General features: G+C 37.0%; 13 protein-coding genes, 1 pseudogene and 1 riboswitch. Of the genes and pseudogenes, 6 read left to right on the top strand and 8 right to left on the bottom strand.

The features are described from left to right. The first annotated feature begins 57 nt into the window (after positions 1–57). A complete protein-coding gene (locus CSE16_RS17580) occupies positions 58–1,323 on the top strand; it encodes an erythromycin esterase family protein (RefSeq protein WP_172954399.1) in 1,266 nt (421 codons plus the stop codon). 136 nt (positions 1,324–1,459) lie between these two features. On the opposite strand, the gene CSE16_RS17575 is transcribed toward CSE16_RS17580, so the two are convergent. After that, a complete protein-coding gene (locus CSE16_RS17575) occupies positions 1,460–2,338 on the bottom strand; it encodes a LysR family transcriptional regulator (protein ID WP_099425087.1) in 879 nt (292 codons plus the stop codon). 134 nt (positions 2,339–2,472) lie between these two features. On the opposite strand from CSE16_RS17575, the gene CSE16_RS17570 reads away from it, so the two are divergent. Continuing rightward, positions 2,473–3,459 carry a DMT family transporter gene (locus CSE16_RS17570; protein WP_099425086.1) on the top strand — a complete coding sequence of 329 codons (987 nt, stop codon included), beginning with the start codon at positions 2,473–2,475 and terminating at the stop codon, positions 3,457–3,459. A 275-nt stretch (positions 3,460–3,734) separates the two neighbouring features. Here CSE16_RS17570 and CSE16_RS17565 read toward each other — a convergent pair whose 3' ends face one another. From CSE16_RS17565 to CSE16_RS17550, 4 genes are read right to left on the bottom strand one after another with little or no spacing between them, the layout of a single operon-like run. Beyond that, on the bottom strand, positions 3,735–4,421 hold the full coding sequence (locus CSE16_RS17565; RefSeq protein ID WP_371514666.1) for an energy-coupling factor transporter transmembrane component T family protein: 687 nt from the start codon (positions 4,419–4,421) through the stop codon (positions 3,735–3,737). A gap of 49 nt (positions 4,422–4,470) precedes the next feature. Next, entirely contained in the window at positions 4,471–5,841 is a 1,371-nt protein-coding gene (locus CSE16_RS17560; protein ID WP_099425085.1) for an ABC transporter ATP-binding protein, read from the bottom strand. Continuing rightward, positions 5,834–6,415 (bottom strand): ECF transporter S component, encoded by a 582-nt coding sequence (locus CSE16_RS17555; protein WP_057983489.1) that lies wholly within the window; start codon positions 6,413–6,415, stop codon positions 5,834–5,836. Before CSE16_RS17555 ends, CSE16_RS17560 begins: the two co-directional genes overlap by 8 nt. Before the next feature lies 1 nt (position 6,416). Further along, positions 6,417–6,998: a YkoF family thiamine/hydroxymethylpyrimidine-binding protein gene (locus CSE16_RS17550; RefSeq protein WP_253896114.1), complete on the bottom strand. Its 582-nt coding sequence runs from the start codon at positions 6,996–6,998 to the stop codon at positions 6,417–6,419. A 79-nt stretch (positions 6,999–7,077) separates the two neighbouring features. Continuing rightward, a riboswitch (TPP riboswitch) is annotated at positions 7,078–7,183 on the bottom strand. A gap of 615 nt (positions 7,184–7,798) precedes the next feature. Between CSE16_RS17550 and thrS the strand changes: the two are divergent. Continuing rightward, positions 7,799–9,735: pseudogene (gene thrS / locus CSE16_RS17545) on the top strand (threonine--tRNA ligase). A gap of 101 nt (positions 9,736–9,836) precedes the next feature. Here the strand turns inward: thrS and CSE16_RS17540 are convergent. The 3 genes from CSE16_RS17540 to CSE16_RS17530 form a co-directional block, all read right to left on the bottom strand. Beyond that, positions 9,837–10,448 (bottom strand): kinase, encoded by a 612-nt coding sequence (locus CSE16_RS17540; RefSeq protein WP_099425083.1) that lies wholly within the window; start codon positions 10,446–10,448, stop codon positions 9,837–9,839. A gap of 148 nt (positions 10,449–10,596) precedes the next feature. Then, entirely contained in the window at positions 10,597–12,678 is a 2,082-nt protein-coding gene (locus CSE16_RS17535; protein ID WP_099425082.1) for a DUF2339 domain-containing protein, read from the bottom strand. Positions 12,679–13,225: 547 nt separating this feature from the next. Next, a complete protein-coding gene (locus CSE16_RS17530) occupies positions 13,226–14,539 on the bottom strand; it encodes a helix-turn-helix domain-containing protein (RefSeq protein ID WP_099425081.1) in 1,314 nt (437 codons plus the stop codon). A 101-nt stretch (positions 14,540–14,640) separates the two neighbouring features. Between CSE16_RS17530 and CSE16_RS17525 the strand changes: the two genes are divergently transcribed. From CSE16_RS17525 to CSE16_RS17515, 3 genes are read left to right on the top strand one after another with little or no spacing between them, the layout of a single operon-like run. Continuing rightward, positions 14,641–16,173, top strand: a complete 1,533-nt coding sequence (locus CSE16_RS17525) for an AbgT family transporter (protein WP_253896113.1) — start codon at positions 14,641–14,643, stop codon at positions 16,171–16,173. A 13-nt stretch (positions 16,174–16,186) separates the two neighbouring features. Further along, positions 16,187–17,482, top strand: coding sequence for an amidohydrolase (locus CSE16_RS17520; RefSeq protein ID WP_099425080.1), 1,296 nt, complete (start codon positions 16,187–16,189; stop codon positions 17,480–17,482). Between the two features lie 5 nt (positions 17,483–17,487). After that, positions 17,488–18,930: a M20 family metallopeptidase gene (locus CSE16_RS17515; RefSeq protein WP_099425079.1), complete on the top strand. Its 1,443-nt coding sequence runs from the start codon at positions 17,488–17,490 to the stop codon at positions 18,928–18,930. Positions 18,931–19,180: the final 250 nt, after the last annotated feature.

The raw sequence follows: 19,180 nt of genomic DNA, 5'->3' as shown, positions 1-19,180 counted from the left end.
AAAAATCTGGACGCAATTACGCCGAGACGTAATTGATTTTTGTGAGGAGGATGTTAAATGACTTTGTTGAAAAAGAGTTGGTTTATTACTACATCTATTGCCCTTTCTGTTTTCCTAGCAGGGTGTGGAAGTGGGGAAGCAGTAGAAGATGTAGCTCAATATACATCGAAAATAGAAAACATTGATATTCCAAATGACGTTAAAGTCATCGGTTTTGGAGAAGCAACACACGGTAATATTGAATTTCAGGAATTGAAAAAAGATCTATTTAAAGCATTAGTTGTGAATGAGAATGTTCGTGTCTTTGTTTTAGAGGGCGATTTTGGTGGTGCACAGCAAATTAATCGGTTTATTTTAACGGGCAATGGTACAGCAGAAGAGGCTGTAAATGCCCTTGATTATAATATTTACCGAACAGAGCAGATGATAGCGCTTGTGCAATGGCTGCATGATTATAACAGGACAGTAGATGAAAATGAGAAGGTTTATTTTTACGGCAACGATATGCAACGCTATGACTACAGTAAAAAAGGGTTGCTAGATTATTATAAAGAAGTAAACAGTGATGTGGTAAAAGAATATGCAACGCAGCTGGAGCATGTATCCAATGAGACAATGCGCGAATTAACAAACAGCCAACTGAAAGAGCTGGATGCAACAATGGATAAGATTATTTCAGATTTACAATCAAATAGCACAGCATATATCACACGCTCATCGGAAGAAACCTTTGCTATGGCTTCACAATACGCACAAATTATGAAGCAACGTACTCAGCTATTTTTAAATGATAGCGATTATGCCCAGCTACGGGATCAATATTTAGCAGATAATTTGAAATGGATCGTTGATTTTGAAGCGGCGCGCGGGCACGATAAAGTACTGATTTCTGCACATAATGGGCATATTGAAAAAACATCTGCGTCATTAGCGGGTTATAAAGCAATGGGCGATTATTTAGATGAAATCTACGGCGAGGAATATTTTGCGATTGGAACGGATTTTATCGATAATACATTCCAAGCATTAAACGCTAGCTCAGGTGAACGTAAAGACTATACACTAGAGCACCATAACGATTTAGTAGATGCTTTTAGTGATGTAGATGAAAATGTTTTTTACGTAGATTTTGAAAAAGCTAGTGCATCTAAAGAGTTAGCAGCAATGCTATCAACGGAACAGAAAATGGGGAATATAGGGGATGATTTTCGCTCTTGGTATAAGTTCGCAAAGATGTTTTATACGATTAAAATGATACCAAATGAATCTTATGATGGCTTAATAATTGTGAAAGAGGCGACACCAACGACTGTTATTGAGTAATTTTTTTGCAAACGGTGCAGGAGTAAATTCCTTCTTATGTATGTATTAAATATCGAGGAAGTAGTTCAGAGGAATAATATCAACACCGTCCAGGTTTTTATGGACGGTGTTATGTGTATTTGACCGCTTACAATTGTTAAAAAGACTGAAGTTCAGACGTTTCACTTTTACTCTGTTCAATTGTTTCGATAAATTTTTCGATTGTTGAGGTGAGGTATGAATTGGATCTCCTAACGAAAACAGTGTTGATTTTACTATATTTTTCAGGGAGAGCATGGCAGTGAATGAGCCCTCTTTTTTCCAAATGTAAAACAGTCGATTTTGGAACAAATGTGATACCAAGACCGACGACAACACTACTTAATATCGTTTCTAATGTGCCAAATTCCATTACTTTTTGAGGGATAATATGTTGATCTTTATACCAAGCTTCAAGTCTTGCCCGGTAGCCACATCCTTTACTAAAACATAAGAATGGCTCATGTATTAGTTGTTCGATGGATGTTGTGTTTACATCTGATATTAATACAAGCTCTTCTTGAAAAACATTATGGTACACAAGCTCTGGGTGAGGGTCTATTTCAGTCACAAAAGCTCCATCAATCTGATGTTTTAATACATCTTCTTGCAGCTTTTCAGTCACTCCAGAGAATAGCGACAAATCCACATTCTTATATTTTTTAGTGTACGTTGATAGAATTGTCGGTAGTTTAATGACAGTTTCAACTGTGCCTATTTCTAATTTACCAGAAGGTTCCTCTCTACTTTGCACAAATTTTACCATTTCGTTTGTTAATGATAATATCTTTTCGCAATATACTAATAGCTTTTTTCCCTCGGGTGTTAAACTCATTCCTCGATTATGTCGGTTGAACAAAGGTGTATTTAGTTCCGTTTCAAGTTTTTGGATCCTCGATGTAATATTTGACTGTACATAACTTAACTCTTTTGCTGCTTCTGTAACGGTACCTTTTTCAGCGACCTTTTGGAAAATCTCTAAATCTTTTAATTCCATTATTTTACCTCATCATTCATTTTCTTTATGGTATCACTAAAAATGATAGCAAACATCATTTTTATTCATTTTACATGATGGGTGATTATGGAGTTTAATGAGTAAGGCAATATTGTGAAGGAGATTGGTATGTTATGAAAAATAATGTGTTATTAGGTGTTATTTTATGTTTTATTGCAAGTGTGTCATGGGGAGCGATGTTTCCCATTGCTCATCATGCTTTTCAATATATTGATCCATTCTACTTTACTATTTTCCGTTATGGAGCAGTGACGGTTATCTTAGTTGTAGTTCTCTATTGGAAGGAAGGGAAAGAGGCTTTTCAATTAGAAGGAAAAGCAGCATCGCTTTGGTTTTTCGGTACAATGGCATTTACTGTTTATAATTTACTCATTTTCTGGGGAGAAGATTTATTAGGTGAGCCAGGCGTAATGGTTGCATCTATTATGGAATCTTTAATGCCGATGATCTCCATTGTTATTGTATGGATTTTACATAGACGCCGCCCTTATGCATTTACCCTGTTATGTGTTTTAGTAGCCTTTATCGGCGCAATGCTTGTTATTACAAAAGGTAATTTAGTATCGTTTCTTTCTGCAACGGATGATATTATACCATCCATCCTTATCTTAATCGCGGTTATTGGATGGGTAATATACACAATGGGAGGAAATCAGTTTAGAGGGTGGTCTGCGCTCCGCTATTCCACATTAAGTTGTTTAATGGGAACTTTGACTGCAGCTGTAATTGTGTTTACATTAACGCTTATGGGATATGTTGCTCCACCAACAGTTGAAACAATTAAAATTGTAAGCCCACATTTATTATTTATGATTATTTTCCCGGGTGTTATTGCATTAGTAGGGTGGAACATAGGGGTCAGCATTCTAACTCCATTGAACGGACTTTTGTTTATTAACTTTGTTCCGGTAACAACACTTGTTATTTCAATTGTTCAAGGTAATCAAGTAAATTCCTATGAGAGTATTGGAATCATTTTTATCCTTTTCTCTCTCGTATCGAATAATATATATATTCGAATGAATCAGAAGAAAAAGTTGTCAGAGCAATTGTCTCCGAGGAGCAAAGTGCTGAAAACTAGAAAGTTACTAAGTGAATAAAGGGATGTATTCGAGCGTCTTTTCTACAGAGTGGTTTGTAGAGAAGACGCTTTTAATATAATCCTGCACCAGGTGCAAACACAATTTACTACAATTAATAATAATACATTGAGTGAGGATAATAGACTATTTTACACAAGTGTCCTTGTAGAATGACAAACCCAAATGCATTTGCTTTACATTAAAGAACGAGAACCAATTACAAATGAATTACACAAAAAAGTTTCCACCTTCTCATGAGGCGGAAACTTTTCCTTAATTCTTGGATTATTATTTTAACCAAGCCACAAACTATTCGTACAGCTTAACAGAAGCACGATTAGGAATAAAGCGGCACAAACGCCATCTATTTTGCTTACTGTTATCACTTGAAAATAGCTAGTTCTTCGTTCTCCTGTAAAGCCTCTTGCTTCCATCGCAAATGCAGCTCGCTCGGCTTTACGAACAGCGCCTGCTAGCATAGGGATTAAAATTCTCCGTAAGCCAAGAAGTCGTTGTAAAGCATTTTTCTCTGGAGTAGCTCCTCTTAATCTATGTGCTTGTTGAATATGAATAAATTCATCCTTTAACACAGGTAGGAATTGGTAGCCGACCATTACCCCATATGCAATTTTAGGAGACAGTTTTAATTGCTGCATTAAGCTCATGATAAAAGTATTTGGATTCGTCGTAAAAGCGAACAAGAGAGAAAGGCTTGAAAACGCCAAGATCCGAAAACTTAATGATAAAGCATAATGCAACTGTGTTTCTGTAACGTTTAGTACCCAAAAAGACCAAATAACAGGTCCAGATTGATCTTCCGCAAAAACAATCGTTGACCAAAAATACCCGAAAGCCGTCACAAAAAAAGGAATCATAAACAACAACCATTTTTTCCAATTAATTCGACTAAACAATATTTGTAGCACAAGTATGCCAATACAAAACACGAACGGAGTCCACGGATCAAAAAAGAAAGCCATCGTAAGCATACAAACTGTGAACAATAAAAATTTCAGTGAAGGATTCATTTTATGTAAAGCATGCTTCACGTGACATCAATCCTTTCGGTGGTAGTAAGTGATGATCCAATTGCAGGTTTTCATTTCTCCAAACATCGGCAGCGGGAAACTTTCCAGTCAGATGCCCATTATTTAGTAATAATATCGAATCGGCTATGCAATAAGCGAACTCCATATCATGTGTAACGATCAAAAATGTTGTTCCAGCTCGGGATCGCTCATCTATTAATTGAAACAACTCAGATAATGCTGCTGCATCTTGACCGGAAGTAGGCTCATCCATCACAATCACATCACGTCCATCCGAAAGCATTGCTGCAATCGCTACTCTTCGCTTTTGCCCATGACTAACTGCAAAAGGATGGGCATCTGCAATGGGGGTTAATTTTAGTCGAGTTAACATTTTATCGACATCCTTTCCCCCACCAAATGCAACTTCATCATGGACTTTTTTTGTTAGGAATAAAAATTCTGGTGACTGTGGCACATATCCTAAATTTTCAGGCTGAACCGTTCCACTAGAAGGGATTAATCGACACAATGATTTTAATAAAGTAGACTTTCCACTACCATTAGGACCAGCCAAAACTGTTATTTCACCACGATTTAAAGTGAAAGAAACTTCTTGGAGAAACGGTTTCGCACTTATGCTACTGGCAAGGAAAGTAACATCTTCTTGCATGGAGCTATTCCGTTTTTGTAAAGGGGTAGCATCCTCAGTTTTATTTAATGGGATGTTTCGTTCAAAAAAATCCCCCCATAGATCTAATTGATGCTCAATGGCAACAATCGTAATTTTTCGTTTTAACTGTAGCTGATCCAACCATTCCACATATTTTAGGGCAGTGTAAGGGTCTAAGTGAGCAATCGGTTCGTCTAACAACAAAATTTCAGGCTCCATAATGAGTGCACATGCAGTAGCAATTCGCTGTTTTTGGCCACCTGAAAGCTTTTGAATAATTGCGTGACGAAACCCACTTAAGCCCGTCAATTCCAACACCTCGTGAATACGACCATCCATGTCTTCACGTGGTATATGCAAGTTTTCTAATGTAAATGCAAGTTCTTCCTCTACCGTTTGCATGCAAAACTGAGCATCGGGATCTTGAAAAACAGTTGCTATCCGGCGATTTATTTCTCCAGGGATATAAGAGAAACTGTCTTTCCCGAACAGCTCTAATGACCCAGTTAAGATGCCATCACAATTATCAGGGTAAAGTCTATTACATAAATACAGTAAGGTTGTTTTACCACAGCCGCTTGGACCTGTAATGACAACACGCTCTCCGCGACGAATGGACAACGAAAGATTCTCGAGTATTGGCTGTTCTTCGTCGGGATAAGAGAAAGTTACATTGTTAAAGCAGATAACATTAGGCATGTGATTCACCTTTTTTCGAGCGTGAAATGGCATATCCGCGGAGTGAACCCGTAGCGAGTAATCCGTCTGATAAAGCTTTTCCACCGACACCGGCAATTAGAGCACCACTTAATATGCGAAGTCCTAACATTAATGCTACGTAACCTGTGCTGTACACGGCAAAGCCCCCTAAAAAGTATCCATATACAAAGCTGAAAACGGCTGAGCCAACACCAGCTAACATTAATACCCACAAGTCAAAGCGTTTGTAGCGTGTTGCGGCAAAAACTGCTTCTGCTCCCAATCCTTGAATAAGACCTGTAAGAATTAAACGCGGACCAATGGCATTGCCCAATAAAACCTCTATTGTTGCTGCGATTGTTTCAGAAATGACTGCTGCGCCAGGTTTACGAATAATATACATGCAAATAATCGATACGATAAACCAAATGCCGAAGATCCATTCATACGCAATAGGACCAATAAACCCTGCCCAAATATTTCCTGCATGTAGAAATAGTAAATAGACAATACCAAACACAACAGAAAATAAAGACATAAGTACAATCTCTTTTAGCTTCCAAGATTTCAACATATTAAAGACCTCCGTGAGAAGGACTATTAATACTCATTGAAACCGTCATAACAAGATGTTTATGTTTTTCCGATCGTGCATGTGTGAAAGATTCTTCGTAAAATTCAAATACATCGTGTATGTCTCCGTGAATACCACTTGCATAATGCATCGACTCATTGTAAACACCATGCGTTTTTGCACGGTCTATTTCACTATAAATAACATTCATATAATCAGGATTATTCATCGGATAAAGAGCAAATTGAGAGGAAACATATTGTTTCGTCGTATCTGTATTTGCTACTTCATCTCCTTTATCCAAAAATACATCTCCTGCAGTGTCACCTGGACAACCAACTGAAAAAGTACCAGATAATGCAATATGCTCTCCCGTTTTAGCAGCATGTAAAGTGATGGCTTTTGCCACATTAAATACATGCACCTGTTTTCCACGAATAACAGTAGATACGTCATCCGTATGCATCCACACATTTGATGTATCTGTTTCTAGAAGAGCACCTTTAATTACCGAAATAAAATCATTGGTCATTGGATGAAGAGAAAAACGAAATCCAACGATAGGGCTTAAACCGCATTGCATATTAAAAACCTCCCGAAAAATTTTCATAAAAAAAGACCACATCCGTGAAGATGCAGCCACTTATCCAAAATGAAAAAATCGGAAAGTCACCGCACTTCCTCACGCAGGTATTATCCTGATCGAGTTATAAGGGATCGGAGCAAAAGCTCGCATCTCAGCCAAAGTGGGCACCCCTAGTGCAGAAAACGGTATGTAGTTTTTTTAATGTGCCATCAGTATAACCTACCAATATTATCATTGTAAATGAAGTTTTATTATTTCATACTTTCGTCCATGGTTGATATATTTAAGTATTGGGAGTTAACAAAGAATATCGTGCGTGTTGTGTTTTGCATAGAGTGCACAAATAATATTCCATTCATATGGGGATTTTACGAGATATGTGGGCACTATTGTAAGGCAATTTATGAAACAAGTAAATCCAATCATAGCAACGATTGTAGAATGTATTTTCTGTAAATTCTTGAAAATGGGTTATTGACAATATTTTAGGTGTAGGTTAGATTAAATACTAATTTCAATTTAAAAAGCAATGATAAGGATATGAATCGTTTTAGTGAAGATCAAAAGAGAGGGAAATCACCGGCTGAAAGTTTCCTGATTGGATGAATCGATTTACTCCCTTGGAGCTGTGCTAGGAAACTAGTGACGTGTACAGGCGTTATCTGTATCAATGAGCTACTGATGCAACAGTACAGTAGGAATTTGGGTGGAACCACGGGTATTCAAACACATACTCGTCCCTTTGTGGACGAATATGTGTTTTTTTTATTTACCAAAAAAAGAAAAGGAGTGGTAGTATGTCAAATCAAGAAGTAACGATTCAATTTCCGAATGGCGAACGAAAACGTTTTGCTAAAGGTGTTACGCTAACCGAAATCGCCAAGTCGATTAGTCCTAGCTTAGCGAAAAAATCAATTGTAGGTAGTGTAAATACGACGGCAACCGATTTGACACGACCAATTCTAGTGGATGCTGAAATTTCTCTGTATGATGCTGCGTCAAAAGAAGGCTTAGAGGTACTTCGTCATTCAACAGCGCACTTGTTAGCACAAGCGGTGAAGCGTTTATATCCAAATGCAAAATTTGGTGTTGGTCCAGTAATTGAAAACGGGTTTTATTATGATATTGAAATGACTCATACGTTAGTGCCAGAAGATTTAGGTGTAATTGAACGCGAAATGAAAAAGATTGTAAGCGAGAACTTCCAAGTTGTTCGCAAGGAAGTAACGAGAGAAGAAGCGAGTCAAATTTTTGTGCATGACTATTTAAAGCTTGAGCTACTAGAAGCAATTCCTGCAGAAGAACGCGTAACGGTTTATGAGCAAGGAGAATTTATCGATTTATGTAGAGGACCACATGTGCCATCCACAAATAAATTGCAGCACTTCAAACTGATGAATATTTCAGGTGCGTACTGGCGTGGTGATAGCAATAATCAAATGTTGCAACGTATTTACGGGGTGGCTTTCGCAACGAAAGAGGATATGGATGAATACTTTGTGTTCCTTGAAGAAGCAGAAAAACGTAACCATCGTAAGTTAGGAAAAGAGCTTGAACTATTTATGTTTTCGGAAGAAGCACCAGGCATGCCATTTTATTTAGCAAACGGCCAAATTATTCGTAACGAATTAGAAAATTTCTTGCGTGGTTTGCAAACAAGCTATGATTATAAAGAAGTACGTACACCGCTCATGATGAATCAACGTTTATGGAGCAGTCGGGGCATTGGCAGCACTACAAAGATAATATGTATTTCACTCAAGTAGATGAGCAAAAGTTTGCGTTAAAACCGATGAACTGTCCAGGGCATATGTTGATTTATAAAAATGATTTGCATTCATATCGTGATTTACCTATCCGAATGGCCGAGTTTGGTCAAGTGCACCGTCATGAATTTAGTGGGGCACTAAATGGGCTTTTACGCGTCCGTACTTTTTGTCAAGATGATGCCCATATTTTCGCGACACCTGAGCAAATAGAAAATGAAATTACACTCGCTTTGCAAATTATTGACCGTGTATACAAAGTATTTGGCTTCGAATATGAAATTGAATTATCGACACGACCTATTGACTATATGGGAGAGCTTTCATTGTGGGATAAGGCGGAACAAGCGCTTGAAAATGTGTTAAATCGTTTGGGCTTACCTTATAAAATTAATGAGGGGGACGGCGCTTTTTATGGACCAAAGATTGATATTCATATACAAGATGCGATTAAACGAAGTCATCAATGTGCAACAGTGCAGCTGGACTTTCAACTACCAGAGAAGTTTGATTTAACGTACGTTAACGAAGAAAATGAAAAAGTACGACCAGTTGTTATCCACCGGGCTGTATTTGGTTCAATTGATCGCTTTTTAGGAATATTAATTGAGCATTTTGGTGGAGCATTCCCATTATGGCTTGCACCAAAGCAAGTGCAAATTATTGGTGTTTCAGACGTACATAATGTGTATGCTGAAAGAGTTGCAAAGGAGCTTCGTCAGGCAAATATTCGAGTAGCTATCGATGGGCGAAATGAAAAGCTAGGCCGTAAAATTCGCGATGCACAAATGCAAAAAGTACCGTATATTCTTGTACTCGGTGATCAAGAGCTTGAGAACGGGACGGTGACTGTAAGGGCGTATAAACAAGAGGGATTGAAAACCATGTCCTTTGAAGAGTTTATCCAACAGGTTCAGCATGAGGTAGCGGGAAAGCAAATTACACAAGTTGTCAGAATGAATCGGTAGAAGTGTGAGTGCAAAACGAAAGGACTTGCGTGTAGGATTATCCTATGCACAAGTCCTTGATTGATATAATGAAGTGGGTTATTAACATAAATGAATTATCATTATAAGCGTTGAATATTATGAGCAAATTTTAAAGGATTCTGTTTTTTAATATAATAATCCTCCGCTAACCAATATCTATTTTGATATTTCTTTAAACGTTCTTCTAAAACACCTATGTATGTGTCACGTTGAAGTACACGTTCATATCTCACTTCCTTAGGGCAATCTAGGAATATTATATAATCAAAATATACTTTCCACTCTTCCCTCAAAAGAAAAATACCTTCAATGATTACAATGCTATTAGGAAGGATAGTAATTGTTTTGCTTGTCGAGGTATCTTCTTCATTGTTGTAAAAGGACAAGTGCAATTGCTTTACATTCTGATGTAATTTTTCAAATAAACTTTCTTTTAGGTGATTAGCATCCCATTGTAACTGATAATATTCAAACCATTCATCATGCCCTGTATTATATCTCGATTCTCTTTCAACAATATGGTCATCAATATGAATAATTACGACATTATCTAGTATATTTTTAAGGTGATCAACAAGTGTAGTTTTTCCGGCACCACCTAATCCGTCGATTGCTACAATAAAAGGCCTATCTAAGTAATGCTTTTTATATACCTCTTGGATTTCTCTTTTTAATGTATCATTCATAGCCATTTAAATTCCTTTCGCTTAATTGAATGAAAATTAATACTATATATATAGAAGATTTTAATTTGTAGAAGGTTTCTTAATTTCACTTTATATATTTTTAATTTAAAAAATAGCCCCAACAAAATCGTCAAGGCTACTTTAAAACATGTACTTAATCGGTTTTCCCTTTTCCTAAAAGCTTATTTGAAATCACAAGCCCGATTGCACCGATTAAAATAAATAAAATCGAACGGATAAGAATATCAAGTTCGGATAAATCAAAGAAAATCATTTTAATTATCCCCAAAAATAGTAGGGAAATGCCGGTTAATTTCAGCTGTGGGTAGCTTCGTTTTGCTGCTAAAAAGAGCGATAAACAAGCAATAATGAAAATTGAAACGGTATTAAAAATAACAGCCGTGCTCCAATTAATTAGCTCATGGAAATTCATGAAGTGTGTGACATTAAAGAGCCAAACAATCGAAACAATCATTCCAGCAAGCGTAAATGGCTCTGTATATCGAGTGGAAAGGGGTTCGTATTTTTTCGAAATCCTACCACTCCTCCATAAATCTGCAACAACACCCCAAAAAATCGCGATGTATAAAATGCGGATGATGAGTGCGACTGTAATTGCCCGTTCATCAACCCATACTGTTGTCATTAAAATAAGTGCTGCAAATCCGTAAATCCCCGTAGCAAGGACTGGAAGCAATCGACCAATCTGTGTACGATTTCCGATAAGAATCAGTACAAGGCCAATCGCAATTGCACTAAACAAGAAGTAGGAAGTAAATTGAAGTGGCATATACGCCCAATCCAATTTCCAAATGTAAAGAAGGGCGACCACATATAAAATGCATGGGTAGACATCCTCTAAACCGATCAGCCATTCTTTGTTTTCACTCGGTGTACGATTATAGTGGCGAAGTATCCAGTATAATGCGAAGAGCATGATCGTGACGAGCACAATTGTCAAATGCTCTATAGAGAAAAATGGCTGAACGATATAAAACATAAGAACGAAAAACGATAGCACCGAAAATGTAATGCCTTGCAAATATTTCATGAACACAATCGCATGCTTCAATGCAAGGACCAACCCAGCAAATGACACGATAATCATTAAAAGTAACATGACCTCGCTTGAAATGTTGAGCTGTGCAATAAAGTTTAATATTGTGATGATAGATAATGTACCGAACATGTCGATTAATAGTCGGTCCTTGCGTTTAAATACGATGTATAAAGAGATTGTTAGAATCCCAAGTAATAGTGCGAGTACCATAAGCAGGATGGACTCTTTTTGTAAAAGCATCGCGTTTATTAGTGATAAAATAATGATAGTAAAGCTAAATAGCATACCTGCATTTATATTACTTTTACTAGAATATAAGCGTAAATAGCTTCCTAAAAAGACGCTATATAACGTAACAACTGCGAGTGCAAAAAAAACGCTCTGCTCGTGATGGAATATAAAAACGATCCCAAATGCCAAAATCGAAAAAGCCATCCCGATATAGAGTGCTTTGCGTTGTGTATGCTTCCAAATAACAACTTGCACAACAGCGAAAAGCAACACGATGAAAACACCGATAATAAGTGCGCTAAATTTCATATATTCGAGTAAATACGGTAGTAACAATGAGGTAAATATAACGAGAGCGGTTAATGCTTCATTACCTTTTACATAACTAATCAAAACCCCATACGCAATGTAGACAAGTGCGATAATGAGTGCAACGTATAGATTAAGGACGTCATATAAAATGGCACCAGCCGCTGTCACTAAAATTCCGACAATGAATACACCACCATAGAGCGATAAGGCGACAACGCGTGATCCTTTTTGCCTTTTCTCCATCATAAATGCACATATACCGAGACCAATGGATAACGCAAAACCACCGATTATTTTTATACTTTCTGATAAAAAGCCGTAATCGCTCACAAGCTTCAAGCCCCACAGAACACCGAGCACTAAAATGACCATAAAAATTCTTGGTAATGCCCTCGTAAACGTTTCTTCAAGTGAGCGTATTTCCTTTTCAGGAGCGTTTTTTTCCTGGACTATAGATGTTGCTATTTGAACGGTTTGTTTTGGTGGATCGATTTTTTTTGCTACCTCTTTTTTAATAGGTACAATTTGCTCGAACCTTACATGCTCTTTTAAATGCTGCACTTCTGTACGCAATGTGTGGAGTTCTCGTTCCAGTGTAGCAATTCGTTCGAGCAACTTTGAGTCTTTTTCCATACAATTCACCTCTCTCAAAGAATGTAATGACACTCTATTAGTGTAATTTTACACTTTAATTTAATGTATGTAAAACGTCTTCGGAAAATTCCTTCTTTTGTACGTATTAAATAAATGTAGATATAGTGGAAATATCATATGTGTGCTAACCAACATACAGAAAATGGCATTGTTTTCTCTTAATACTTGTTAATATTACAAATAGGTTTTTCTACTGGGATGAAATCTAATTAGGATTACGCCGCCTCCCACGGTAGCGGCGCAATAAATGTAGAAAAGTTCAGAGGAAAAAATTTATATAGGCTAGCCTTTCACAAAGCACAAAGCTGTGTGACTCATGTGCTTAGCCAGCCAAACAAGCAAACACTTTATAATAATCCATAATAGAAAACTCACATAAAAAGGATAGAATAATTTGTTTAACTTATATAGTTGGCTATTTTTCGTTGTGCTATTTTTTATACTTCTGTTGCTTGTGATTGTTAACAAATATATCAAAAAATTATTGTAATAAAATTGTTTGTGCACCCAGTTCAGGTTAATCCATCTATTTATGCAAAGATATCTTATAAACTTTAGGAGGACGGCCTTTTACGTGCAAAAGTTTCTTGTCTAAAACAGTTGCGTAACCTGTTTCGTGTAATCTATTTAACATACGATTTGCAGTTCTGATAGAGATTGATAAATGGGCTGCTAAATCTTCGGCAATGACTTCATCTGTCTTTAATTTCTCCAACACTGCGCTAATTTTTTGGAGTTGAAATAGTGCAAGATGTGTCTGTTCTGCCACTTCATTTAATGCGGTATCACTCGTTGTTGTTGCAAGCAGACTTTGACCATCTAGTGGACCAATAACTTGATTTTCCTTTGTCAGCACGTAACTTTGTGTGAATGCGCCTTGGCAAAATGTCGTTGCCTTTTCTGCTTGTAAGCGTGATTCATCTAATGTTTTTCCAATTCCCCAACCAATTCTCACCTTGAATGGAAGCTCTTTTTGAAGGAAATTTGTAAGTGAACAAGACTTCAAGTTGCTAGTAATTGTTAACAAATCGATGTAATTCGTAATAATTTCATAATGAATCGCACTTTTAAAGGTGATTAACGGAATACCGAGTTCACGATTAAAATCTAAGATCGCTTTATATAATGCGATTTGGCGATATTCGATTTCATGTGCATCGTTTTGAGCTGCAGAGAAAATAAGATGACCCGTTACGACTTGGCTATTTGTTAACTGTACAAGTTCAATTTCCTTTATTAGCTTCGTTAAAGTAATGGACATACTATATTTAGTTGGTACGACTAGGATAGGCTCAATATTAGCGTCTTTCAAATAGTGATGAAGATTTGTTAAGCGCGTAAATGAATAGCGTACTTTCTTTTCACGCCACAACGATAAATGGCGCTGACTAACAATATCATAAGCATCTTGATGACCAAATATTTCGATTGTATCACTCAAAATGTAAGGGAAATCTTCCTGTGGTAGCCAATTTTTTAAATCTAAATAATTATTTTCATTATAGATAAAGTCGATAACAGACTCCTTCCACGAAAAACTCGGATCTTTATACTGAATTTCAGCCATTTTATAATAAAAATCCCTTTGTAATATATCAAAAAAGGTTCTTGGAATAAAATTCGCCTCGTTCGGAAGCTTACTTTGAATATGTAAATAAGGAATCTGACCGCTAAATGCAATTCCATCATACTTATTTGCATGCTCCACAAATAATTTTTCTAATTCAGTCAAAGAATTATAAAAATAAAAATCAAATGACACATTTTCCATTTTTAGCTGTTTTATTTTTTCCATCCAAACGTATGAATACTCAGTAGAAAAGATTAATATTTTGTACAATTTTAAATTCCTCCTATTTTCCCTATTGTATAAATTTTCAGTTTAGTATAAATTAATTTAAAGACATTGTAAAAAAGTGTCCATAAAGAAGGGGGATATTCATGAACACAAACGAAAATTTAGAAATGAAGAATGATGGGATGTTTAATAAATTCCTGAATGTAATTGAAAAGGTTGGTAATAAATTACCACATCCATTTATGTTGTTCTTCTATTTAACATGTATTCTAGTCGTAATTTCGGCTATTTTAGGGACGATACAAGCAGCAGTAATTCATCCAAGTACTGGTGAAGAAGTTGTTGTTCAAAATTTATTATCAAAAGATGGAATTCGCTATATATTAGCGAATACTTTGACAAACTTCACAGGTTTTGCGCCGCTAGGGCTAGTTTTAACGATGATGTTAGGTATTGGCTTAGCTGAGCGAGTAGGGTTGTTTTCAGCATTAATGACTAAGGCTATCACAAAAACACCTAAACGTATTGTCACGTTTATGGTTGTTTTTATCGGTATATTAGGAAATGTTGCATCGGATGCTGCGTTCGTTGTTATTCCTCCGTTAGCAGCCCTAGTTTTCTTATCATTAGGGCGTCACCCATTAGCAGGGTTAGCTGCAGGATTAGCTGGAGCTGGAATCGGATTTACTGCCAATATTTTAATTGCAGGTACAGATGCGTTACTTTCGGGTATTTCAACTGAAATTGCACAAACGATTATTCCAGATATGGTTGTTTCACCTTTAGATAACTGGTTTTTCATGAGTGCTTCTACATTTTTACTAGCATTTTTAGGTGCTGTTGTAACAGAAAAGTTTGTTGAGCCGCGCTTAGGAAAGTATACGGGAGAGAAAGTAGCGGAGTCCACGGCGTTAACAGCTTTAGAAAACCGTGCACTACGCAATACAGGTATTGTTGCATTGCTGTATATTGGTGCAATTGTAGTACTCATGATGATCCCGAATTCACCGCTATTAAATGATGATGGAACTATGTTACGTTCACCATTTTTATCGGGTATCATTCCAATATTATTTATGTTCTTCCTAGTTACAGGTATTACATACGGCGTATCGATAAAAATGATTACAAAAACAGCTGATGTACCTGAAATTATGGCACTAGCAATTAAAGACCTGTCGAGCTATATTGTCTTAATTTTTATGATTGCTCAATTTATCGGTTATTTTAACTGGACAAATATTGCAACTTGGATGGCAGTACACATAGCAGATTTTTTAACGATGATCAATTTAACAAATGTCTTTGCGATCATTCTATTTGTATTACTTGTAGCGATACTAAGCTTATTTATTATTAGTGGATCTGCATTATGGTCGTTAGTAGCACCGATTTTTGTACCGACATTTATGGTACTTGGTTATCATCCAGCGTTTATTCAATTAGCATACCGTGTAGGTGAGTCTTCAACAAATATGGTCACACCGTTAAACACCTATTTCGCGATTATCCTAGGGTTTATGCAAGTATATAACAAACGTGCAGGTATCGGTACATTGATGTCATTAATGATTCCATATACGATGGTCTTTTTACTTGCATGGATTATATTAATTCTAGTATTTGTAATATTCAATATTCCGATTGGTCCAGGCGTAAATTACTTATTAAAATAAAGGAGTGTTTAATATGAAGTCGATCCAACTAGATAAAGATTATTTACAAACATTAATTGCTTGGCGTCGTGACTTCCACCAATATCCAGAAGTAGGTTGGTTGGAATTTCGTACATCATCAATTATTGCGAATTATTTGCATGAGTGGGGATACGATGTAAAAGTGGGGAAGGAAGTCGTTGTAGGAGAACGATTAGGCGTCCCGGAACAAACAATTTTAGATGAGTATTATGAACGGGCGCAACAAAATGGAGCACCACAGCAGTGGTTAGAGAAAATGGTAGGCGGTTATACAGGTGTGATTGCGACCCTTGATACTGGTAAAGAAGGGCCTACTATTGCGTTTCGAGTAGATATAGATGCATTGCCTATAACGGAGTCAGAAGATAAAAAACATAGCCCACAGCACCTAGGCTTTCGTTCAAAAAACAAAGGTTTTATGCATGCTTGTGGTCATGATAGCCACGCTACAATTGGTTTAGGTTTTGCCCAGCAACTGATGCAACATAAAGATCAATTAGTGGGGAAAATCAAGATCATTTTCCAGCCTGCAGAGGAAGGTGTGCGCGGTGCGAATGCTATTGTGGATTCACCATTATTAGATGATGTGCAGTATTTACTTGCTATGCATATAGGTACTGGTATTCCTAAGGGCACTTTCGTTGCAGGGACAGATGGATTTTTAGCATCTACAAAGTATAATGTAACATTTACGGGTTTAGCGTCTCATGCAGGGGCATATCCAGAACGAGGAAAAAATGCACTTTTAGCGAGTGCACAGGCTACACTTGCATTGCATAGTATGCCGCCACATAGCGATGGTGTTTCACGAGTGAATGTCGGTATACTCCGAGCAGGAGAAGGGCGTAATATCATTCCTTCGATAGCGGAAATGCAATTGGAAATACGAGGAGAAACTACTGAAATTAATGCATTTTACGAAAAACAAGTAGAGCATATTATCCATGGTGCCGCAGCAATATATAATATAGAAGCAACTATTGAAAAAGTAGGACGCGCAATTAGCGTTCCTTCAGATACAAAACTAGCACATATTCTTGCGAAGGCTGCTCGGAAAACAACGATAGAAGAAGTAATTGAATACCGAAACTTTAAAGCAGGCTCAGAAGATGCAACATTTTTAATGCAAAAAGTACAGCACAATGGTGGTCAGGCATGCTATTCGATTATCGGTACTAATTTAGCAGCGGGACATCATCATGAGCGCTTCGATATTGAAGAAGATGATATGTTATCAGCCATTGAAATTTGGTTAAATACCGTCTTTCAAATATATGAGGAGCTATAATATAAATGAACACTACAATTGAAAATATAAATGAAGTACTTACCAATTACGAACAAGATATTATTACTTTAGCGGATCAAATTTGGGGAATTGCAGAGACACGCTTTGAAGAGCACGACTCTGCGCAATTACTGACAGGCTACCTTGAAAAAATTGGATTTAAAGTAGAAATAGGGGTAGGTGGACTCCCTACAGCCTTTGTAGCGAGCTACGGTACAGAAGGTCCAGTTATCGGTATTTTAGGAGAGTATGATGCGTTACCCGGATTAAACCAAAAACCTGGAACACCTATTCGCGAAGCAATTGTGGAAGGTGCTAATGGACATGGTTGTGGCCATAACTTATTAGGTACAGCGGGTATTGCTGCTGTAGCTGTGTTAAAGGATTTAATTGCAGCAGGAGAGTTTGAGGGTACAATCCGTTATTATGGCTGCCCGGCAGAAGAAGGCGGCTCAGGTAAAACATTTATGGTACGTGAAGGCATATTTGATGATGTAGATATTGCCTTAACATGGCATCCCAATTCTTTTACAGGCGTCTTTAGTTTTTCATCATTAGCAAATTATCAAGTATATTTTGAATTTGAAGGTATTGCTGCCCATGCAGCGAATTCACCACATTTAGGACGCAGTGCTCTCGATGCTGTGGAGTTAATGAACGTAGGTGTGAACTATTTACGTGAACATATTCCGACAACAGCAAGGGTTCATTATGCTGTAACGAATACGGGTGGTATGTCCCCCAATGTCGTACAATCTCAAGCAGAAGTATTGTATTTAATCCGTTCAAAAACGATCGCTGAAGTAGATGATATTTATAAGCGTATTTTGAAAATTGCAGAGGGCGCTGCATTAATGACAGAAACAAAAGTCACTGTTAAATTTGATAAAGCCTGTTCAAACTATATTCCAAACGATACGATTAATAAAATCATTTTTGATAAGCTCAATGATGTTGGTTTGCCTGAATATAGTGAGGAAGAACTAACATATGCAAAGCAGATGACGAGTACGATAACGCAACAAGAATTAATGAGTGCAAAAGAAGAAATGAAGCGATTAGCAGGTACACAAGCAGACCAATTACAATTAGAACAGCTGGCTTCGCCATTTTACGAGGAAGTACTACCTTACGAAAAAAGCCAAGATGCGATGGCAGGTTCTACAGATGTAGCAGATGTTAGCTGGGTTGTACCAACTGCGCAATTTTTCACAACATGTTTTGTGTTAGGTACACCGCTTCACACATGGCAGCTTGTGTCACAAGGAAAAACAAGTTTAGGCCATAAAGGTATGCTTTATGCAGGAAAAGTACTCGCAGCTACTGCAGTGGAGCTCTTTACTAATAAGGACTATATTGCTCAAGCTAAACAGGAACTTGATGCACAAACAAAAAATGCATATCGCAACCCGATACCAAAAGACGTACAACCGAATATGTATGGATGATTAGTGGGGAAATGCAAGCGGACGAGATTATCGTGCTGCTTGCGTTTTTTTTGTGCCACGGAACTAAATTTAAATACCATATATTAGGTGTGCTAAAAGATAGATTTCATTCAGTACAAATGACTCGATTCTTTTGTGAATTGAGCAGGTGATAGTAGGTAATATGAATTGGTTTATTTACTTGGAATGTTATAAATTTTAGACCAACACCGAAAATTGGGGATGATAAAACGATATAGAAATCAACCTA

Source organism: Solibacillus sp. R5-41, from assembly GCF_002736105.1.
In the GTDB taxonomy this organism is placed as follows: Bacteria; Bacillota; Bacilli; order Bacillales_A; family Planococcaceae; genus Solibacillus.
This window is presented reverse-complemented; position numbering and strand designations above follow the sequence as displayed.